The organism is Sorangium sp. So ce726, assembly GCF_051521405.1.
GTDB lineage: Bacteria > Myxococcota_A > Polyangia > Polyangiales > Polyangiaceae > Sorangium.
On sequence record NZ_CP150349.1, the window covers coordinates 9,488,615 to 9,509,326 of the forward strand.

Genomic DNA, 20,712 nt, shown 5'->3' on the forward strand with positions numbered 1-20,712 from the left:
GGCGGCCCCCAGCGGCCCGCGCGCAGCCGGCCCTCACGGCGGCGTCGGGCGATCGCCAAAGAGCCAGCCGCGCGCGGCTCCCTCGTCCTTGAAGACCCGCACGAACTGCGCCGTCCCCGCCTCACGGGCGATCCGGCTCGCCTGCAGCGCCGCGAGATCGCTTTGCACGAGCTCAGCGGCCCTGATCACCCCCATCGCGGTCGAGGTCGCCGCGATGTCGCGGAGGAGCTCCGTCGCCTCCTCGGAGGCGATGGAAAAGCCACGGAAGTCCACGAGGACGCGAATCCTCCGGCCGTAGAGCGAGCCGAGGGCCTTCTTGTACTCCGCGGCGTACGCTTGCGCCTCCTCCGTGCGCACGACGCCTTGCAACGTGACCTCGATGAGAGCGTTGATGAGGTCGATCTTGAGCTGGTACATGCCGCCTCACCTGAAGAACCGAGACCGAGAGACCATAGCGTCGCGCCGCCGCTGATCCAGGCCGTTATCGCAGCTTCGGCTCGGTGAGCCGGTAGATATGCTCCACGAACTCCGGGACGAGCTCCCTGGCGACGATCCACAGCCGTCCTTCGCCGAGGTCGTGCAAGCCGGCGGGACCGTCGTACGTCAGCTTGCCGCGCTCACCGAAGTAGATGAACGACTTCCTGTCGTGGCTGCGGAACCAGCCGCACGCCGCGTCGAGCAGCGGGCCGAGCGCGGCGTCTCCGCCGGAACGCATCGGGAAGATGCGGACCGAGTCGAGGAGGCGGAAGAGGTTCGTGCCAAGCTCGCCGAGCTCGAGGACCGCGACCGCCAGCGGCTCGCCGTGCTGGCGTGCCACGAGGAGCAAGCGCTCCCGCTCCAGGCCCGCGCTGCGCCAGCGCTCGACGCAGGGCCCCATCCCGAGCCTGCCGGGCACGAGATCGAGCGACTCCGCGTACATGCGCGGCGACGTCGCGCACAGGAGGCCGAGCAGCGCCGCCTGCTCCCCAGGGGTCGGCTCGCCGATCTCGATCGGCCCGCCGCCCACGTAGGGAGCGCGCGGCGCGGCGCGCGCGTCCACCCCCATCAGGCGGAAAGGCAGCGACAGCACGTGGCCCGTCTCCTGGCGCGCGCGGGCGAACTCGAACAGCGATCGCTCGTTCCACGCGACGTGCGCCTCCGCGTAGGCGATGATCCAGCGGCACTCCGGGTCGGCCATCGCGTGCTCGAAGCAGCGAGTGAACATGTCGCGGAGCACCTGCCGGGAGCTCAGGTTCGACGCGGACTTTGGCCGCTTCGCGAGCTGATGAATCATCCACGTGCTGTGGTATGGCTTCATGATCGAGAAATTGCCCTCGATCCCGTGCTCGGACAGACACGCCACGTTGTACAGGAGGTGCGGCACCGCCGCGGCCTTCTGCGCCATGGTCAGGAAGCTCGGCTTGATGGCCTCGAAGTGCTCCGGCCGCCGCCCGGAGAGGTTGAAATAGCCGGACGAGTCGAAGAGATCCCAGAGCTCCGCCTGCCACGCGGTCCCTCCGTAGGTCGTCGCGTGCAGGATGCGGGACACGAGCCTGAGCCAGCGCCGCTCGTCCTCGCGCCGCGCGGCGGTCACGTGCACGCTGCAGAGCTGGGTGTCCGCGCCCTCCACCACCGACACCGACCGCACCTCGCCCCGCAGGTGGACGACGCCGTCGTCGCCGTCGGGGAGCTCCAGCGAGAGCTTGTGCCTGGGGAGCAGCGGCGGGTGCCCCCTCGTCAGCGCCATCCGCAGGCCCGAGAAGGACACGTCGACCACCTCGGCCTCGATCGGCGGGATGTGAAGCCACTGGGGGTGCAGGAAGCGCGCGGTGAGATCGGCCTCGACGCCCCGCTGCTGCAGGCTCTTGCGGAGGCGCTCCACGCGCGCCGGCAGCGCGGAGACGAGCTCGCCCGGGCGCACCTCGTCCGCGCGGACGTTGAAGCGAAAGACGGAGTTCTGCCCGGCGATCTCCACCGCGGCGTCCTCGCTCCAGCCCTTGATGCCGAACCACGTGACCGTCCCGGCCCCCACCTCGCTGAGCATCACGCACAGGGGCGGCGCGCTCTCCGAGGCGCGGCAGACGACGCCCTTCCTCCGCAGCAGGAAGCCGAGGATGTTGCGCACCCTCCTGGGGTCGTCGATGATCTCGCGCACTTGCCCCGCGTCCGTGGCCGAGGGCCTGAACAGGCTCGCCGCGGCCGCCTTGGCTGTGCCCGCGTCGACGAGGGCGCGCAGCACGTCGCGGATCTGCCCCGCCGCGCGCGGGAGGGTTCCGTCCTGGAACGACAGCCCGATCAGCGGCCCTCGCAGGCCCATCGACTGGAGCACCAGCACGGCGGAGAGCGGACCGATCTCGACGTCGCCGGCGTAGAGGCGCACCCGGACGACGCTGCCGAAAGGGAACGAGGTCCGATAGTCGGGCTCGATCCAGGCGCCCGTCGCGCCGAGCAGGACGATCGGGTAGCTCAGGTCGCGCCCCTCGATGCGCAGCCAGGCAGCGCCGCCGTCCAGCCAGCACGCCTCCGGCACCCCGACCGCCGGCTCTCCCCCGAGGTGCACCCGATCCAGCGGCCCCCCGTCAGCGCTGCCGCCGGCGGTCCAGCGCGCGTCCTGCCCGAAGCCGACCTTCGGAACCACGGTCACGCGGTCGCCCCCTCTGTCGTGAGACCACGCGTTCCAGGTGAGGAACAGGCAACGATGCTACTTCGCCAACATGGCGAGAAAACACGGCGCTGTTCGGCGAGCTCGCCAACACCCCGCAGGAGCTCACCTGGAAGCCGGGAAGGAGGCAGATCCACTTGCGCGTACTTCCATATCCTCTGTACCGGATGTCAACATCCCGCGTCAAGCGCCGCCCGTTCCGCGGGCGCTGACGTGTGTCGCCGCGCAGGGTCGCCGCCGTCGACGTTGTTGACGCTGTTGACGCTGTCGACGTGCGTTGCGTTCACGCGTCCGTCGTAATCGCCGTCGCCCCGCGCCCTGAACACGGGAGCAAGATCGCCCTGGATCCACCGGAGAGCGAAGCGATGGTCCGGACGTGGCGGGCGGTCACGGCTGTCCATGCTACAAAGCGCCACCCCGATGCCCGACATGAGCGCCTTTCTGCACGCCGACGGCTGGATCACGCTGGCGACCCTCAGCGCGCTGGAGATCGTGCTTGGGATCGACAACATCGTCTTCCTCTCCATCATGACGGCGAAGCTGCCGCCGGAGCAGCAGCCGTTCGCCCGCCGCATCGGCCTCCTGCTCGCCCTCGGGATGCGGCTGCTCCTCCTGCTCGCGATCTCATGGGTGATGGGACTCAAGGCTACCCTGTTCAGCCTGCTCGGCCAGGACTTCAGCGGGCGTGATCTGATCCTGCTCGCTGGCGGTGTGTTCTTGATTGGCAAGGCGACCCACGAGATGTTCGATAAACTCGAGGTCGACGATCCCAAGGAAGAGCAGCCGAAGGCGAAGGCGTCGTTCGTCTCCGTCATCACGCAGATCGTGCTGCTCGACATCGTCTTTTCGCTCGACTCGGTCATCACCGCCGTCGGCATGGCGCAGCACATCTCGATCATGATGGTGGCCATGTTCATCGCGGTGGGCGTGATGCTCGTCTTCGCCGGGAGCATCGGCGCGTTCATCCAGCGCCACCCGAGCATGAAGATCCTCGCGCTGAGCTTCCTGCTCCTCATCGGCGTGGTGCTGGTGGCCGACGGCATGGGCCAGCACATCAGCAAGGGGTATATCTACTTCGCGATGGCCTTCTCGCTCGGCGTCGAGCTCATCAACATGCGCCTCCGGGCGCGCCAGCGGCCCGTCCAGCTGCGCACGAAGATGGGGAGCTCTCCAGAGCTCTCGCCGGCGCACGAGCAGGCTCCGCCAGGGAGCTGACGCCAGGCCGCGATCTCCGCGGAAGAGCCGGAGAGGCGGCGGAGGCCGGGGCTCTTGGAGCGAGCACCGGGAGAGCCTGTAAACAATTCGCACAGAGGTGGTCTCGGAGGGTAGACGGCGAGAGCAGCCGGTCCCAGAAGTGACACCGGGGTTCTCCACCGAGGTGAGCGTGAGCGACGAGCGAGACGACCAAGGAGACTCAGAACGGGGAAGGCGGCGGCGCATCGTCGTCGTCGACGACGACGACGCGATCGTCGAGACGCTGGCGGAGGTGCTGCTGGCGGAAGGGTATGAGGTCGAAGGGTACACCGACCCCCTCGAAGCCCTGGAGCGGCTGCGCTCCCAGGCGCCGCCCGACGCCATCGTCATCGACTGCGTGATGCCGTTCCTGGACGGGCCGCGCCTCATCGAGACGCTCGCGGCCGAGGGGAGAGCGGCGCCGGTCGTGCTCGTGACCGCGCTCAGCGATCCCGGCTTCTGCATCGATCCGAATCACCCGGACGCGACGAGGATCATCAACAAGCCGTTCGACCTGGAGCAGCTGCTGGAGACGCTCGACGACCTCACGAGCGCGCCCCCGATGAGCGAGCCAGAGGCGCGGCGGCGCACGCGGTCCGCGTCGACGCAGCGGCCGTAGCGGCGTCGGACGCCCGCAGGCTGGGGCGCGGCGGGCCCACGGCGCGCCACCAGCGCGCACCAACGTATGACCCGCGCGGCGCCCCGCTCAGGGGCCGCCGTGCGCGCCTGCGCGCCGTGGTGGAGCGGAGCGCTCAGGGCCGGGGGAGCGCCGCGGAGAGCCCGTGGACGACCTCGGCGCCCACGGGGACGGTGACGCTCGATTTCTTGAAGTCGCCGCCGACCGGCTCGTAGGAGCCGTCGAGGCACTGCGCGAGGAACGTCTCCGCGATCGCGTTGAACGACATGGAGTTCTCCGGGCGGGCGAAGCCGTGGCCCTCGTCGGGGTACAGCACGTACGTGACCGGGATCCCCTTGCCCGTCATCGCCTTGACGATCTGATCGCTCTCGGCCTGCTTCACGCGCGGGTCGTTGGCGCCCTGGCCGATGAGGAGGGGTCGCTTGATCTGATCGGCGCGGTAGAGCGGCGAGCGCGTGCGCAGCAGATCGCGGCCGTCCTCGGTGCGGGGGTCGCCGACCCGCTTCGCGAAGAGCTCGAGCATCGGCGCCCAGTAGGGCGGGATCGACTGGAGCAGGGTCACGAGGTTCGACGGGCCGACGATGTCGACGCCGCAGGCGAAGGTCTCCGGCGTGAAGGTCAGGCCGACGAGCGTCGCGTAGCCGCCGTAGCTGCCGCCCATGATCGCCACGCGGGCCCTGTCGGCGATGCCCTGCGCGACGGACCAGTCCACGGCGTCGAGCAGGTCGTTGTGCATCTTGCCCGCCCACTCGAGGTCGCCCGCGTTGACGAACCTCTTCCCGAAGCCCGTCGAGCCACGGAAGTTGACGCTCAGCACGGCGTAGCCGCGGTTCGCGAGCCACTGGTGCATCGGATCGAGGCGGAAGGAGCTGCGCGCCCAGGGGCCGCCGTGGACGAGGAGCACCATCGAGAGCGGCCTCTCCGGCTTGCCGTCGCCGTCGGGGTCGGCGGCGCGCGGCAGCGACAGGTAGCTCACGAGCTCGAGGCCGTCGCGCGCCTTGATGACCACGGGCCGCATCTTCACGAGCGGCTGCGACTCGAGCGCGGCGCGGTTCGTGAAGAGGAACGTCGCCTTCTTCGAGTCACGGTCGTAGAGGTAGTATCGGACAGGGCCGTCCGATACGGTGTATCCGACGGTCCAGCGCTTGTCGTCGAGCGACCGGCTCAGCACGTCGAGCTCACCGTCGGCGACCGCGCGGAGGGCGTCGAGATCCGGCTGGATGCTCTTGTCGAGCACCTGCCAGCGCTTGCGCTCGCGCTCGGAGGCCGCCGCCTGGACCTTGCCCGTCTTCGGGTGGACGATCACGTCGCTGACATCGGCCTTCGCGTCCTCGGCGAGCACTGCAGGCTTCGCCTTCCGCAGATCGAGGGTGACGAGCGCGGAGGTGTCGCGGCCGCGGCTGTCCCGGAAATAGAGCGTCTTGCCGGCCGCGTCGAAGCCGATCGCCTCGCTCGTCACGGCGTCCTCGGGCCCGAACGCGACGAAGGGCTTCGGCTCCTTGCCAGTGAGGTCGAGGTACTCCTGGCCTCCGTCGCGCGTCATCCGCGACGCGAGCCGCGCCTTGAAGTCATGGTCGGTGACGAACCCCACGAACCCGTCGTTCTGCCGCACGAGCTTGCGCTCGCCGGTGCGCACGTCGACGCGGTAGAGGTCGTGGACCTTCTTGTCCCGATCGTTCATGCCGATCAGGATCTCGTTCGGGATCTTGGGGCTCATCCCCTCGAACATCGCGGCGATGCCCTCGAAGGGGGTGAGGTCCTTGATCTGCCCTGTCTTGAGCTCGACGGCGTAGATGTGCCAGTTCTCGTCGCCGGCCTTGTCCTGGCGATAGAGGACGTAGTCGTTCGCGTAGGGGAACAGGAAGGTGCGCACCCCGCGGCTCTGCTCCTTCGTGACCGGCTTGGCCGACGCCGGCGCCTGGGCCGGGCCGACCCACACGTTGAGCACGCCCTCGGAGGGGGCGAGGAACCCGAGCCGCTTTCCGTCCGGGCTGATCTGGGGGGACATACGATCGGGGTTGCCGAAGAGCATGCGCCGGGGCAGGAGCGTCGCGTCGGCGCGCGGTCCGGCCTTCGTCGGCGCGACCGGGGCCGCGGCCGCCGGGGCTGCAGCCGCCGGGGCTGCGGGCGCTTCCGGGGCCGGCGCGGCATCCTGCCGGGGCGGCGCCGGAGCGGGCGCCGGAGCGCCGCCGCAGGCGAGCGGCGCGAGGACGGGCAGCAGCAACAGCGATCGGAGCGTGTGGGGCAGGTTCATGGTTCACCTGAGCGCGGAGCCGCCGGCGGCACTCCGTATGCGCCGCGCCCGCACGCCGAGGGTCATACCCAGATCCCGGAGGCCGGTCTACGTCCGTGGAGGAGGTCGAGGTGAAGTGATGATCTCGAGCAGCGTCCCCGAGCTCCGGCTCCGCACCCGCAACGCCATGCCTGTCCGCGAGGACGGCGACTACGTCCTTTACTGGATGATCGCGAGTCGCCGCACACGCTACAACTTCGGTCTGGAGCGCGCGATCGCCTGGTCGATGGCGCTCGATCGACCGCTCGTCGTGCTGGAGGCGCTCCGGTGCGGCTACCGCTGGGCGAGCGACAGGATCCATCGCTTCGTGATCGACGGCATGGCCGACAACGCGCGCCGCCTCGCGGCGGCTGGCGTCGCGCATCACCCCTACGTCGAGCCCGCCGAGGGGGCCGGCAAGGGCCTGCTCGGCGCGCTCGCGGCGCGGGCGTGCGTGGTGGTGACAGACGACTACCCCTGCTTTTTTCTCCCGCGGATGGTCGCCTCGGCGGCGCGGCAGGTGCCGGTCCGCCTCGAGCAGGTGGACTCGAACGGCCTCTTGCCGATGCGCGCGGCCGATCGGGTGTTCACGACCGCGCGCTCGTTCCGCATCTTCTGGCAGCGGGTGCTCGGCGAGCACCTCGGCGCACAGCCGGCGGCCGATCCGCTGAAGCGGGCGAAGCTCCGGCCTGCGGCTCCCCTCCCCCGCGCGATCGCGCGCCGGTGGCCCGCGGCCTCGCCGGCGCTCCTCGGGGGCGACCCTGCGGCGCTCTCCGCGCTCCCCATCGATCACACCGTCCCGCCGGCGCCCTGCCGGGGCGGCCCGGAGGCGGCTGGCAAGGCGCTCGCGCGCTTCGTCTCGGAGCGGCTGCCGCGCTACCTGGAAGAGCGCGATCACCCCGACGCCGGCGCGACGAGCGGCCTGTCGCCGTACCTGCACTTCGGCCACCTCGCGGCGCACGAGGTCTTCACGGCCGTCGCGCGGCGCGAGGGCTTCCGCGTCGAGCGGCTCGGCCGCCCCGGGGACGGTGTGAAGCGGCCGAGCGGCAGCCGCGAGGGGTTCTGGGGGATGAGCGCCTCGGCCGAGGCGTTCCTCGAGCAGCTCGTCACCTGGCGGGAGCTCGGGTTCAACGCCTTCGCGCTCGGGGCGAGCGAGGGAGACGGCCCGCGCCCCTCATGGAAGCGCGATCCGACCGAGTACGCGTCTCTCCCGGACTGGGCGCTCGCGACGCTCGAGAAGCACGCGCGCGACAGGCGCCCGCGCGTCTACCCGATCGAGGCGCTCGCGGCGGGGGCGACCTACGACCGGATCTGGAACGCGTCGCAGGTCGAGCTCCTCCGCGAGGGGCGAATGCACAATTACCTGCGGATGCTGTGGGGCAAGAAGATCCTGGAATGGTCGCGGACGCCGCGCGAGGCGCTCGAGATCATGGTCGAGCTCAACGACCGGTATGCGCTCGACGGCCGCGACCCGAACTCGACCTCGGGCATCTTCTGGGTGCTCGGCCGCTACGATCGGGCCTGGGGTCCAGAGCGGGAGATCTTCGGCACGATACGTTACATGTCGTCCGAGAACACGGCCCGGAAGCTGCACCTCAAGGAGTACCTGGCGCGCTATGCGCGGTAGCGCGCGCGGCCACCGACGGCGCGGGCGGAACGCGGGGGAGCTCGCCCTCGGGGCTCAGGGAGGTGCAAGCCGGGGAGCTCACCCGCGGGAGCAGCCCGGCGGGCGTTGAGCAGCGCGGAGCAACTTCCCGCCGGCGGCTCCCACGCCGGCCGCGGGCGGCGCGCTGGCGGCCGGGGCGCACGCGGGGTTCGACGCGGCCGCCGAGGTGAGCTATCGAGCGGCCGTGGATCTCCTCCGTGAATTTTTCAGCAGGCTGAGGGAGCTCGAGTCGCTGCTCCAGTGGGGCGGCTACCCCGTCCTGATGATCATCATCTTTGCCGAGACGGGGTTGCTCATCGGGTTCTTCCTTCCCGGGGACTCGCTGCTCGTCACCGCCGGGGTGCTGGTCAACGCGGGGCTCATCAACCCGCTCGGTTTACCGAACTTCCAGAACCTGCTCCTGATGAACGTCACGCTGATGGCGATGGCGATCATCGGCGACGCGGTGGGCTTCTCGATCGGGCGGCGCGCCGGCCCGAAGATCTTCACGCGCGAGCAGTCGCTCCTGTTCCGCAAGGATCACCTGATCGCGACGCAGAAGTTCTACGAGAAGCACGGCGGCAAGACGATCATCCTCGCGCGCTTCATGCCGTTCGCCCGGACGTTCGCGCCGGTCGTGGCGGGCGTGGGGCAGATGCAGTACCGGCGCTTCGCGATGTTCAACATCGCGGGCGGCGTGCTCTGGGTCTTCTCGATGACCTTCCTCGGCTACTTCCTTGGCAAGGTCTTCGACGCCAAGCAGATCGAGCGGGTCGTCTACCTGATCATCTTCGTCTCCGTGGCGCCGGTCCTCTTCGGGGCGATCAAGCACAGGCTCCAGCAAAAGAAGGACGCCGCGCGGATCGAGGCCGAGCCGTAGCCGCTTTCCGGCGGACGTCGCGAGCGGATCGCGTCGAGTACGTTATTGCGCAAGCCCTCCCGGGTTGGGCGCTCACAAGAGGCCGCGAAGCCGCCCGCCTCTTGTACTCCGCACCACCTCCCCGCTACGCTCAGCTCCCACCATGGCGCAGCAGCCCGCCGTCCCCTCCGGCGTCCCCGTTCCCGGGGACGTCCTCGCGGGCAAGTACCGTATCGAGCGCGTCCTCGGCGCAGGGGGCATGGGCGTGGTCTTCGCGGCCTGGGATGTCGTCCTGGAGCGCCGCGTCGCCGTCAAGCTCCTCCTCCCCGAGGCCGCCGCGCTCCCCGACGCCGGCGCTCGATTCCTCCGCGAGGCCCGCGCCGCCGCGGCCCTCGACGGACAGCACATCGCGCGTGTCCTCGATATGGGCACGCTGGGCACCGGCGCCGCCTACATGGTGCTGGAGTATTTGACCGGCGACGATCTCGGCGAGGTGCTCCAGACCCGCGGCCCCCTCCCGCTCGCCGACGCCGCCGACTACGTGCTCCAGGCCTGCGAGGCGATCGCCGAGGCCCACGCGCGCGGCATCATCCACCGCGATCTCAAGCCGAAGAACCTCTTCCTCACCCGCCGCCCTGACGGGACTCCCCTCCTCAAGGTCCTCGACTTCGGCCTGTCGAAGTTCACCGCCACAGGCGACTCTGTCAAAGAGGCGAGCCTGACCGCGACGGGCCTCATCATGGGCTCCATCCATTACATGTCGCCGGAGCAGATTCGCAGCCTGAAATACGCAGATGTGCGCACGGACATCTGGGCTCTCGGCGTGATCCTGTATCGCATGCTCACCGGGCGGCACCCGTTCGAGGGCGACAGCATCACCGCGGTCACGGCGGCCATCATCATGGACGCGCCCACCTCCGTCCTGGCCCTGCGGCCGGACCTGCCGCCCGCCGTCGGGGAGCTCGTGGGCCGGTGCCTCGCGAAGGACCCGGGCGCCCGCGTCCAGAGCGTCGCCGAGATCGGCCGCGTGCTCGCGCCTTTCGGGACGCAGCGCGGGCGGCTCTCGTTCGAGAGCATCGATCGGATCCTGCCGGAGCGCGCTTCCCGCGCCGGATACCCGCCGGTGGGCGCTCCCCCCGCGGCGCCCGGCGCGCTCGGCATGTCCTCGCCTGCGTGGAGTGGAGCGCCCGGAGCGGCCGATGCAGCGACGGCGCCCATGCCGGATCGCCCGGACATGCGGTCGTCGCCCGGGAGCGAGGCGGCGGGCACGGCGCACGCGACGCTGCCGCACGCTTCCTGGGGCAACACGACGCGGTCCCGGGCGCCGCGCAGCCGCGTGGCGCTGCTGGCAGGCGCCGCCGGCGCGCTCGTCCTGACCGGGATCTTCCTTGCGTGGCGGCTGACGCCGAGCGGGTCCCCAGACAGCGACTCGCCCGTGGCCTCATCGAGCGCTGCGCCCGAGCTCGGGCCTGCGTCCTCCGGCGCGGCCGGCGCCCCCGGCGCGGCCAGCGTCCCCGGCGCGGCCGGCGCGGTGACGGCGGCCCCCGTGGCCGCGATCGAGGCCCCGAGCGCTGCGCTCGCGGCCAGCGCAGCGCCGGTCGCGAGCGCCTCCCCGGGCGCCAGCGTGAAGGCAGCGGCACCTTCGACAGCGTCGACACCGCCGGTGAAGGTGAGCGCGAACGCCGTGAGCACGGCCAGACCGCCGTCGTCTCCACAGGTCAGGACGCAGAACAAGCCCGAGGATCCTTGGAACAAATGGGACTGAGACGAACAAGAGGTACTCGCGCGATGCGCTGCGCCGCCCTCTGCGCCGCCCTCTGCGCGATGAGCCGCTCGGTTTACGCGCAACCCAATGATCCGAAGGCCCAGGCACAGGAGCTCTTCGAGCAGGGCCGCGCAGCGGTGGAAGCGCGAGGCTGCGTGCATGCGATTCCGCTCTTCCGCCGGAGCCAGGCGACCTATCCGTCGCGCGGCACGCTGTTCAACCTGGCCCAGTGTGAGGCGGACCTCGGGCGCGTGGCGAGCGCATGGCAGCACTTCAAGGAGCTGCTCACCCAGCTGACACCTGGCGATCCCCGTTTGCCGATCACCGAGCAGCGCATCCGGGAGCTCGAGCCGCGCGTGCCCAAGCTGGTCATCGAGCTCGCGGAGGGCGCACCGGCGCCGACGGAGCTGCTCCTCGATCAGGCGCCGCTGCCTCAGGCCGGCATCGGCAGCGAGCTCCCGCTCGACCCCGGGAACCATACCGTCGTCGCGCGATGGCCCGGCGGCCGGCAGACCGACGCGCCCGTGACCCTCGCGGAGGGTGCGCGCAACGTCGTGCGCGTCGCACCGCCACCGGCGGCCGCCGCGCCGCCTCGGGTCCCGGTCCCCGTGCCCGACGCGCCGCGGTCCCCCGCGATCTCGCCGGGCTCGCCCTCCACCCCCCCTCCCTCCGGCGTCAGGCGCACGCTCGGTTTTGTCATCGGCGGCGTCGGCGCGGCGGCCGTGGGCGGGAGCCTCATCACGGGCGGGCTCGCGCTCGGCGCGAAGGGCGACCTCGAGAAGGAATGCCCAGATCCCTCGCGGTGCAGCGACGATGGCATGTCCCTCAGCTCGCGGGGCCAGACGCTCACCACCACGAGCACCGTGCTCGGCGCCGTCGGCCTCGTCGGGATCGGCGCTGGCCTTGTGCTCCTCCTTACGGCCCCCGAGGAGCGCAGCTCGGTCGCCCTCGCGCCCGCGCTCCTGCCGGGCGGCGGCGGCGGCGCGCTGCTGCGCAGCCGCTTCTGAAGGCTCGGACCGGCGCGGCGGGCGGATCATCCGCTCCAATCATCAACAATTACACGTACTTGACAGTACCTCAAAAAAAGATCGCCCGGCGTGTCGATCCCGCGTACCGCCGTTCGTCGTGACGATGAAGCCACGGTTCGCCCCGGGCAAGAGACCCTCCGGAGCCCAGCTCCACCACGGAAGCAAGGAGACACGACCATGCGATTCATGATCCTGATCAAGGCCACCAAGGACAGCGAGGCGGGCGTCATGCCGAGCGAGCAGCTCCTCACCGAGATGGGGAAGTTCAACGAAGAGCTCGTCAAAGCTGGCGTGATGGTCGCGGGCGAGGGGCTCCACCCGAGCACGAAGGGCGCGCGCATCCGGTTCTCGGGCGACAAGAGGACCGTCATCGACGGGCCCTTCACCGAGACGAAGGAGCTGATCGCGGGCTTCTGGATCTGGGACGTGAAGTCGAAGGAAGAGGCGATCGAGTGGGTGAAGCGCTGTCCCAACCCGATGTACGAGGAGTCCGAGGTCGAGATTCGGCAGGTGTTCACGCCGGACGACTTCGGTCCTGCGCTCACGCCCGAGCTCAGGGAGCAGGAGGAGCGCCTGCGCGCGCAGGGGGAGGAGCGCCTGCGCGCGCAGGGGGCCCAGAAGAAGTAGCCTCGGCGCGCCTCGGGGGCGTGCGCAGGCGGCGGGGGGGCTTGCGCCGGCGGCGGAAGGTGTTCTGATCGGGCGCCGTGACGGCCCCCGAGGTGCATCGCTCCATCCACGCGGTCTTCCGCATCGAGTCGGCCAGGCTCATCGCCGGCCTCGCGCGGATGGTGCGCGACGTCGGCCTCGCCGAGGAGCTCGCGCAGGACGCGCTCGTCACCGCGCTCGAGCGGTGGCCGGAGTCGGGCGTCCCGGACAAGCCGGGCGCTTGGCTCATGGCCACCGCGAAGCGCCGCGCGATCGACGAGCTCCGCCGGAACAAGCGGCTCGAGCGCAAGCACGAGGAGCTCGGCCACGAGATCGAGGCCCAGCACGCGCTGGCCGCGCCGGATCTGGACGCCGCGCTCGACGATGACGTCGGCGACGACCTCCTGCGCCTCGTGTTCACGGCCTGCCATCCGGTCCTCTCGACCGAGGCGCAGGTCGCGCTCACGCTCCGCCTGCTCGGCGGCCTGACGACCGAGGAGATCGCGCGCGCGTTCCTCGTCCCGGAGCCGACCGTCGCCCAGCGGATCGTCCGGGCCAAGCGGACCCTCGCCGAGGCGCGCGTCCCCTTCGAGGTCCCCCGCGGGGCCGAGCTCGCGCCCCGCCTCTCGTCGGTGCTCCAGGTCATCTACCTGGTCTTCAACGAGGGCTACTCGGCGACGGCCGGCGACGACTGGATGCGGCCTGCCCTCTGCGAGGACGCGCTCCGCCTCGGCCGCATCCTGGCCGAGCTCGTGCCGAAGGAGCCGGAGGTCCACGGCCTGGTCGCGCTCCTGGAGATCCAGGCGTCGCGCTCCAGGGCGCGGGTCGGCCCGTCCGGAGAGCCCATTCTGCTCCTGGATCAGAACCGCGCGCGCTGGGATCACCTGCTGATCCGCCGCGGCCTCACGGCGCTCGAGCGCGCCGAGGCGCTCGGCGGCGCGCGCGGTCCCTACGCGCTCCAGGCCGCGATCGCCGCCTGCCACGCGCGCGCGCGCACCGCGGAGGAGACGGACTGGACGCGCATCGCGGCGCTCTATACGGCGCTCGCCCAGGTCACGCCGTCGCCCGTCGTCGAGCTGAACCGCGCCGTCGCCCTCTCGATGGCGTTCGGCCCGGCGGCGGGCCTCGCCGTCGTCGACGCGCTGACCTCGGAGCGCTCTCTCGAGGGCTACCACCTCTTGCCGAGCGTGCGCGGCGACCTCCTCGCGAAGCTCGGCCGCCTCGACGAGGCACGCGCGGAGTTCGAGCGCGCAGCGTCGCTCACGCGCAACGCGCGCGAGCGCGACCTGCTCCTCGCCCGCGCCGCCGCGTGCGCGGGCGGCTCGGCGCCGCCGTCGCGGTGATAGCGGTGGGGCCGACGGCCGCCGCGAGGTCCTCAGGCCGAGAGCCGCTGATCCGCCACGTCGAGCGCCGCGTCGAGCGCCGCGATCCCCTCGTCGATCTCCGCCTCGCTGATGATGAGCGGCGGCGCCACGAGCAGGTGGCTCACCCACCCCATGACGGACACCCCGCGCTTCGCCGCCTCGGCGACCACCGCGTCGACCACCAGGGGCCGCCGAGCTGCCTTGTCCTGCGGCACGTTGAACGGCTCCTTGGTCGCGCGGTCCTTCACGAGCTCTACCGCCCAGAACAGGCCAATCCCGCGCACATCGCCGATCGAGGGGTGCTTCTCCTTGAGGGCGCGGAGCTTCGCGCCCACGAGGTCTCCCATCTTCGTCGCGCGGTCGAGGAGGTCCAGCCGGCGATACTCGTCGATCGCGGCGATCACCGGGGCCAGCGTGAGGGGGTGGGCCTCGTAGGTGTGGCCGTGCGCGAACATGTTGTCGTCGAAGTAGTCCGCGATCGCGCGGGAGGTCGCGACGACCCCGAGCGGCGCGGCCGCGTTCGTCACGCCCTTCGCGGTCGTCAGGATATCCGGCACGACGCCCCAGTGATCGACCGCAAACCACTTTCCGGTCCTGCCCCAGCCGCTCATCACCTCGTCCGCGATGAGGAGCACGCCGCGCTTCCGCGCGACCTCGGCGATCTTCGGCAGGTAGTCGGCCGGCGGGATGAGGACGCCGTTCGTGCCCACGACCGGCTCGACGATCACCGCCGCGACGTTCTCCTCGTGGTCGATCATGTAAGCCAGGTAGTCGGCGCACGCGACGCCGCACTCGGGGTGGCTCCGGCCGAGCGGACAGCGGTAGCAGTTCACCTCCGGGCCGAACACCACGCCCGGGATCTTGCCGGCCGGCTCGATGAACCAGCGGCGAAAATCGCCGGTCGCCGCGACCGAGCCCGCGGTCGACCCGTGGTACGACGTGTAGCGCGCGATGATCTTGTGCTTGCCCGTGTAGAGCCGGGCCATCTTGAACGCCGCCTCGTTCGCCTCCGTGCCCGACGTCGCGAAGAAGAACTTGTCGAGCCCCTTCGGCATCACCTCCAGGAGCTTCTGCGCCACCCTGGCCCGCACCTCGCACGTGTGCGCCGGGCTGATGTAGGCGAGCTGCCTCGCCTGCGCGCAGATGGCCTCGATCACGGCCTCGTTCTGGTGGCCGAGGTTCGAGCAGATGAGCTGCGAGGACAGGTCCAGGTAGCGCTTGCCGGACGCATCCCAGAACGCGCAGCCCTCCGCGCGGGTGACATGGATCGGCTTCCAGCCGCGCTGGGCGCGCCAGGTGCCGTACGTGTGCTTCGTGGTCAGCTCGACGATGTCATCGCTCATGGCAACCTTCGCGGTTCGAGGAGGCGCTCAGCGTAGAGGGTGATCAGACCTCCTCGCACGCGAATTCCCCGGCGCCGCTCGCCCGCTCCCGCGCGCCGCGCCCGCGATTCCGTGCAGCGCGCCCGCGATTCTGGGCGGCTTCGCCGTCGCCGCCGCGATGCTCGGACGGATCGAGCGCGCTCGCGGCGCCGCGCGCGATCCCGTCACCAAGGACGGTCGTGATCCGTCCATGAGCGGGCGAGCTCGCCGCCATGCCGTCGCTTGACATATTAGAGGTCACTAATATGATGCGGCGCATGTCCACGCGCCACGAACCCCCCGCTCCTCCGCCCATTTCGCCCTACCTCACGGTCGACGACGCCCGCGCGGCCATCGACTTCTACCAGCGCGCGTTCGGCGCGACGGTGGTGGCCGAACAGCCGACGCCGGACGGCAAGAAGCTCATCCACGCGGCCCTCCTGGTGAACGGCGGCCTCGTGATGCTCAGCGACGATTTCCCGGAGAAGTCCGGCGGGGTGAGCCGCACGCCGAAGGCGTTCGGCGGCACCGCGGTGACGCTCCACCTCGATCTTCCCGACGTCGACGCGACGTGGAAGAGCGCGGTCGAGGCGGGCGCCAGCGTCGAGATGCCGCTCGCGGACATGTTCTGGGGCGACCGATACGGCATCATGACCGACCCGTTCGGCCACCGCTGGTCGCTCGCGACGCGAAAGAAGGCGGCCACGCAGGAGGAGCTGGACGCCGGCGCCAAGAAGCACTTCCCGGCGGCAACGTGAGGTGGCGTGAGGTCGCGCGAGGTGACGTGAGGTGACGAACGCGCGCTCCCCGGACGAGACGTTCCGCGCGATCGCGGACCCCACGCGGCGCGCGATCCTCGACGCGCTGGCCGGCGGGGAGCGCTCGGTCACCGAGCTGTGCGCGATGTTCGACGTGACCCAGTCGGCGATCTCGCAGCACCTCAGGGTTCTGCGGGACGCCGGGCTCGTCGCGCCCCGCCGGGAGGGGCGCTCGCGGCTCTACCACGTGGAGGCCGCGCCGCTGCGCGCGGTCTACGACTGGGCCGCTCATTACGAGCGATTCTGGGCGAAGAAGCTCGACGCGCTCGGCGCGCTGCTCGATCGCGAGGCGGACATCGCGCGCAGAGGGGGCAGATCATGAGGCGCGACCTGCGCATCACCCGCGAATACCCTCACCCGCCCGAGCTCGTCTGGCGCGCCCTCACCGACCCGGCCCTCATCGCCGAGTGGCTGATGCAGAACGACTTTCGCCCCGAGCTCGGCCACCGCTTCAAGCTCCGGACCGATCCGGCCCCCGGCTTCGACGGCATCGTGCGCTGCGAGGTGCTGGAGTTCGACCCGCCCACGACGATGCGGTGGTCGTGGCGGGGAGGCCCGATCGACACGGTCGTGGCGTTCCGGCTCGAAGACACGCTCGTCTTCGGCCGCCGCGGCACGCGCCTCGTCGTGGAGCACACAGGCTTCGAGGGCCTGCCTGCGATCCTCGTGTCATTCCTCCTCGGCGCCGGCAACCGCACCATCTACGGCCGGACCCTCCCCGCGGTGCTCGACAGGCTCGCGCGCTCCGGGGCAGCCCCGCCTGCGGACGCGCGGCGCGGATGCCACGAGCAGCGCGGCCTGTGGTGGGTGCTCGCGCAGGCCCTCGGGCCGATCATCCGGCGCGCCGCGCAGAAGCGCGCAAACAGGGGATAACCCATGGCTGCGCGGGTTGCGCGAGCCCTCGCGCAACCCGCGCAGCGGCGCGCGCAACCGGCCCCATGGCGCCCGCCGTCCCGGGCCATTTCGCGGGCCCGCGGCGCTGGCGCGAGACCTGCTCTGGCGGTGAAGGGAGGCGGATGGAAACGACGGACAGCGCGGCACGCCGCCGCGGTTCCGTGGCCTCGATGGACCCCGAAGGAGGTTTGCGCACATGGATGGACAACTCGCTACCACCGATGTTTCGAGCATGGACCAGGGGACGAGGGCAGGAGTCGTGAACGACGTGAAGAGGAGCGACGCGCGCGCGTTTCTGGCGCGGGTCGAGGCGGACGAGCGCCTCGCCGAGAAGATGGCGGAGGCCGACGGGGACATGACGCGCATCCTCGCGATCGCCGCCGAGGCGGGCTGCTCGTGCACCGCGCAGGAGCTCGCGAGGGCTTACGAGGAGCACGTGCGCGCGCAGCCTTTCGCCTCGGCCTATGACTTCGGGTATCCCGTGGTCTACCTGAGCCTCCGCGCTCCCTCGGACCTGAGCCATGCGGCCGTGTACCTGAGCCTTCGCGCGCCTTCGGACGCCGGCGCTCTGCTGCCTTCCTGAACAACACGCGCGCACCCGCGCGATCCCGACGGCGACCTCCGCCGCAGCCGCGGACGGAGGCGCCGTCCTCACCGTCACGACCTCGCGTGCAAACGACGGCTCTGCGCTCCCAGGAGAACTGGCCATGATCCGATCCCCCGGCCCGAAAGGGCACCCTCTGCACGGCTCCTGGCCGGAGTTCCGCGCGGATCCCCTCGCCTTCCTGCTGGACGGCACGCTGGCGCACGGCGATTTCTTCCAGTTCCGGCTGGGGCTGAAGAAGTGCTTTGCCGTCGCGGATCCGGCCGCGATCCAAGGGATATTCGCGGATCGGGAGGGCTTCGCGGACAAGACGCCGCCGCACCGGATGCAGGACGCCTATCCGCGGAGCGTCGCCCGCCTCGAGGGGGGCGAGCACCTGGAACGCCGGCGGGCGCTCGCACCGGCGTTCCATCGCGAGGCGCTCCTCGCGCGGGCCGAGGGCGCCGCGCGCGTGGTGCGCGAGGCGCTCGCGCGGCTGCGCACAGGCGAGGCGCGCGCGGTGCTGCCGGTGCTCGAGGATGTCGCCCTGCGGAGCGCGTCGATGTTGCTGCTCGGAGAGTCGGGGGAACAGGTCGTGGAGCGCATCGCGACCGAGCTGCCCCGGGTGGAAGCGTGGCTCGGGCACGCGGCAGACGACGAGATGGCCTATGGCCAGGCGAGGGACGCGCTCGCGGCGTCCATCCTGGCGGCGGCAGAGCACCGCAGGGCGGCCGGGAACCGCGGAACAACCGATCTGCTGGATCCGCTCGTACGCGCGGTGGACACCGGCCAGATGGATGAACAAGCCCTGATCGACGAGGTCGTGATGATGCTGGTGACGCACGTGCCGACGGCCGCGGCGTCGGCATGGGCGCTCTACGAGCTCGCGCAGCGCCCGGAGGTGCGAAGGAGCCTCGAGGACGAGCTCGACGGGATCGGCGCGCAGGGAGCGGAGGTGGAGCGCGCCTCGATCCTGTCGACGGTGGTGCAGGAGACCTTGAGGCTGCACCCGCCCGTATGGGTGCTGGCGCGCGAGGCGCGGAGGGAGTTCCGCCATGGGCCGCACGCGGTGAGCACCGGAGACGAGGTGCTCGTGAGCCCGTATGTCATGCAGCGGCTTCCGCGGTACTGGAAGCGCCCGGAGGCGTTCCTCCCGGAGCGATTCGAGCCGGGCTCACCATGGCACGAGGAGCGCCCGTCTTCGGCGTTCATTCCCTTCGGCCTCGGGATGCGCAAGTGCATCGGCGAGCGGACCGCCGTGCTGCAGATGAAGCTCATGGTGGCGGCGCTGGTGCGGGAGTTCCGGTTCGAGCTGCCCGCAGGGTACGAAGCGGGGGCAGGCGGCCGGCGGGCGCTCGTGCCGCGGGATGGGCTGCCGCTCGTCGTGGAGCGCCGCCGGAGGGCGGATAGGCGCCCCCGCGAGCACGAGCTGAAGGGATGAAGGCCAGAGCGCGCCGCCAGCCGGCCGCGCGGAAGGAGCCCCGGTCAGCCGCGCTCAGGAGAAGCCCATGGGGCACCGCCCGGCCGGCTGCGGCGCAGCAGGCCGGAGCGCCGGCTCCGCCGGGCTGCCCTGGACCGCAGCCGCGTGGCCTTCTGCCCTCGCGCGCTCGCGCTCCCCTTCGAGGATCATCGCCACATCCCCGGTCGGCCCCATGGTGAGCCCGCGGCGCACGTGGTGAATGGGCGCCTGGCTCTCGAGCCGGAGCCGGTATCTCCCGAGGATCGTGCCGAGGACGACCTTCATCTCGTACATCGCGAACGCCGCGCCCAGGCACCGGCGAGCGCCGCCGCCGAATGCGATGAACTCGAAGGGTGTGAATTTCCGATCGAGGAACCGCGAAGGGCGGAATCGCTCAGGCGACGGGTAGAGATCCTCGCGGCCGTGCAGGAGCAGCGGCGAGGCGGCGATCGCCTCGCCGGCCGGAATGGTATAGCCCGTGAGCTGGAACGGCCTCGTCACGACGCGGGCCACGTCCACCACCGGCGGGTGGAGGCGGAGCGCCTCCAGGCACACCGCCTCCAGGTACGGCAGCGACGCGAGCGCGTCCGGCTCGGGCGCGGGGCCGAGCGCGTCGAGCTCGTCGAGGAGGCGCGCGAGCACGGCCGGCTCGCGGTGCAGCCAGTACATCGCCCACCCGAGCGACATGGCCGTCGTCTCGTGGCCGGCGAACAGGAGCGCCCGGAGCTGGTCCGCGATCTCGACGTCGCTCATGCCCGCGCCGTCGTCGTGGCGGGCGCTCATCATCAGGCCCAGGATGTCCTGCGAAGCGTCCCCGTCTGCGCGCCTTGCCCGGATCTCCTCGAAGAGCAGCGCGTCGAGCGCCCTGGCCGCGCGCTTGTGGCGCGCGTAGGGGCCGAAGCCGGCGAAATCGCGGCGGAGCGCAGGGACGATCATGAAGCTCGGGCTCAGCGACTCGATGAGCCCGAGCACGGCCTCGCGGGTCCTGCCGACGCGCGCCTCGCCCCTCACGCCGAAGACCACGCGGACGATCACGTCGAGCGCGATCGCCTGGGTCGCCGCGAGCATCGAGAACGAGCGGCCCGGCCGCCACCGCGACGCCACGTCCAGGCTGATGTCGGCGATCGCGCCGCCATAACCCCGCATCGCGCCGGCGCTGAACGGCGGGGCGAGCAGCCGCCGATCGCGCCGGTGCCGCGCGCCCGCCGTCACGACCACCGACGACGTCCCGAAGACCGGCTCCGTCAGCTGGACACCCCAGACCTCGAACTCGTCGGGGTCGGCCGTGTAGACCGCGCGGATCGCCTCCGGATCGCCCGTGATGGTCAGTATCCCGTTCGGCGACCTCAGGCGAAACGTGGGGCCGTACTCGGCGGCGTAGCGCCTGAAGACGGGCTCGGAGGAGATGAATCCTGCACGAATGAAATCCACGAGGCTGAGCGACTTCGGCCCGGGCGGCAGAGTTCCCATCGAGCTGCTCCGTGAGTGAACGAGGGTTGTCGGGATGT

The 20,712-nt window shown here is 71.1% G+C and carries 19 protein-coding genes; 13 read left to right on the top strand and 6 right to left on the bottom strand.

The features are described 5' to 3' along the window. Window positions 1–33: 33 nt before the first annotated feature. Together WME79_RS35210 and WME79_RS35215 are read right to left on the bottom strand one after the other, a co-directional pair. Complete coding sequence (locus tag WME79_RS35210) at window positions 34–417, bottom strand: STAS/SEC14 domain-containing protein (RefSeq protein ID WP_437523935.1); 384 nt, start codon at window positions 415–417, stop codon at window positions 34–36. Between the two features lie 64 nt (window positions 418–481). Next, the gene (locus tag WME79_RS35215; RefSeq protein WP_437523938.1) at window positions 482–2,623 is read right to left on the bottom strand and encodes a hypothetical protein; all 2,142 of its coding nucleotides are present in this window, start codon (window positions 2,621–2,623) and stop codon (window positions 482–484) included. Window positions 2,624–3,061: 438 nt separating this feature from the next. On the opposite strand from WME79_RS35215, the gene WME79_RS35220 reads away from it, so the two are divergent. Continuing rightward, window positions 3,062–3,856: a TerC family protein gene (locus WME79_RS35220; RefSeq protein WP_437523941.1), complete on the top strand. Its 795-nt coding sequence runs from the start codon at window positions 3,062–3,064 to the stop codon at window positions 3,854–3,856. Between the two features lie 169 nt (window positions 3,857–4,025). Beyond that, the gene (locus WME79_RS35225; RefSeq protein WP_437523944.1) at window positions 4,026–4,493 is read left to right on the top strand and encodes a response regulator; all 468 of its coding nucleotides are present in this window, start codon (window positions 4,026–4,028) and stop codon (window positions 4,491–4,493) included. A 133-nt stretch (window positions 4,494–4,626) separates the two neighbouring features. Here WME79_RS35225 and WME79_RS35230 read toward each other — a convergent pair whose 3' ends face one another. After that, window positions 4,627–6,765, bottom strand: a complete 2,139-nt coding sequence (locus WME79_RS35230; protein WP_437523946.1) for a S9 family peptidase — start codon at window positions 6,763–6,765, stop codon at window positions 4,627–4,629. A gap of 118 nt (window positions 6,766–6,883) precedes the next feature. On the opposite strand from WME79_RS35230, the gene WME79_RS35235 reads away from it, so the two are divergent. The 6 genes from WME79_RS35235 to WME79_RS35260 all read left to right on the top strand — a co-directional run bounded on the left by WME79_RS35235 (window position 6,884) and on the right by WME79_RS35260 (window position 14,068). Further along, window positions 6,884–8,410 carry a deoxyribodipyrimidine photolyase gene (locus tag WME79_RS35235; protein WP_437523949.1) on the top strand — a complete coding sequence of 509 codons (1,527 nt, stop codon included), beginning with the start codon at window positions 6,884–6,886 and terminating at the stop codon, window positions 8,408–8,410. A gap of 205 nt (window positions 8,411–8,615) precedes the next feature. Beyond that, window positions 8,616–9,308: a VTT domain-containing protein gene (locus WME79_RS35240; RefSeq protein WP_437523952.1), complete on the top strand. Its 693-nt coding sequence runs from the start codon at window positions 8,616–8,618 to the stop codon at window positions 9,306–9,308. 142 nt (window positions 9,309–9,450) lie between these two features. Then, entirely contained in the window at window positions 9,451–11,052 is a 1,602-nt protein-coding gene (locus WME79_RS35245) for a serine/threonine-protein kinase (RefSeq protein ID WP_437523955.1), read from the top strand. Between the two features lie 23 nt (window positions 11,053–11,075). After that, window positions 11,076–12,059, top strand: coding sequence for a tetratricopeptide repeat protein (locus tag WME79_RS35250; RefSeq protein ID WP_437523958.1), 984 nt, complete (start codon window positions 11,076–11,078; stop codon window positions 12,057–12,059). A gap of 198 nt (window positions 12,060–12,257) precedes the next feature. Continuing rightward, entirely contained in the window at window positions 12,258–12,707 is a 450-nt protein-coding gene (locus WME79_RS35255) for a YciI family protein (RefSeq protein WP_437523961.1), read from the top strand. A 77-nt stretch (window positions 12,708–12,784) separates the two neighbouring features. Next, entirely contained in the window at window positions 12,785–14,068 is a 1,284-nt protein-coding gene (locus WME79_RS35260; protein WP_437523964.1) for an RNA polymerase sigma factor, read from the top strand. 32 nt (window positions 14,069–14,100) lie between these two features. On the opposite strand, the gene WME79_RS35265 is transcribed toward WME79_RS35260, so the two are convergent. Both WME79_RS35265 and WME79_RS35270 read right to left on the bottom strand, forming a co-directional pair. Then, entirely contained in the window at window positions 14,101–15,432 is a 1,332-nt protein-coding gene (locus WME79_RS35265) for an aminotransferase family protein (RefSeq protein WP_437523967.1), read from the bottom strand. Between the two features lie 43 nt (window positions 15,433–15,475). Beyond that, entirely contained in the window at window positions 15,476–15,730 is a 255-nt protein-coding gene (locus WME79_RS35270; protein WP_437523968.1) for a hypothetical protein, read from the bottom strand. Between WME79_RS35270 and WME79_RS35275 the strand changes: the two genes are divergently transcribed. The 5 genes from WME79_RS35275 to WME79_RS35295 all read left to right on the top strand — a co-directional run bounded on the left by WME79_RS35275 (window position 15,729) and on the right by WME79_RS35295 (window position 19,186). Then, window positions 15,729–16,208: a VOC family protein gene (locus tag WME79_RS35275; protein WP_437523971.1), complete on the top strand. Its 480-nt coding sequence runs from the start codon at window positions 15,729–15,731 to the stop codon at window positions 16,206–16,208. The genes WME79_RS35270 and WME79_RS35275 overlap by 2 nt on opposite strands. 31 nt (window positions 16,209–16,239) lie before the next feature. Next, window positions 16,240–16,590, top strand: coding sequence for an ArsR/SmtB family transcription factor (locus tag WME79_RS35280; protein ID WP_437523973.1), 351 nt, complete (start codon window positions 16,240–16,242; stop codon window positions 16,588–16,590). Next, a complete protein-coding gene (locus WME79_RS35285; RefSeq protein ID WP_437523976.1) occupies window positions 16,587–17,141 on the top strand; it encodes an SRPBCC family protein in 555 nt (184 codons plus the stop codon). The genes WME79_RS35280 and WME79_RS35285 overlap by 4 nt, the downstream gene beginning before the upstream one ends. Before the next feature lie 217 nt (window positions 17,142–17,358). Then, window positions 17,359–17,745 (top strand): Nif11-like leader peptide family RiPP precursor, encoded by a 387-nt coding sequence (locus WME79_RS35290; protein WP_437523979.1) that lies wholly within the window; start codon window positions 17,359–17,361, stop codon window positions 17,743–17,745. 124 nt (window positions 17,746–17,869) lie between these two features. Next, window positions 17,870–19,186 carry a cytochrome P450 gene (locus WME79_RS35295; RefSeq protein WP_437523982.1) on the top strand — a complete coding sequence of 439 codons (1,317 nt, stop codon included), beginning with the start codon at window positions 17,870–17,872 and terminating at the stop codon, window positions 19,184–19,186. 54 nt (window positions 19,187–19,240) lie between these two features. On the opposite strand, the gene WME79_RS35300 is transcribed toward WME79_RS35295, so the two are convergent. After that, a complete protein-coding gene (locus tag WME79_RS35300; protein WP_437523985.1) occupies window positions 19,241–20,674 on the bottom strand; it encodes a cytochrome P450 in 1,434 nt (477 codons plus the stop codon). Between the last annotated feature and the right edge of the window lie 38 nt (window positions 20,675–20,712).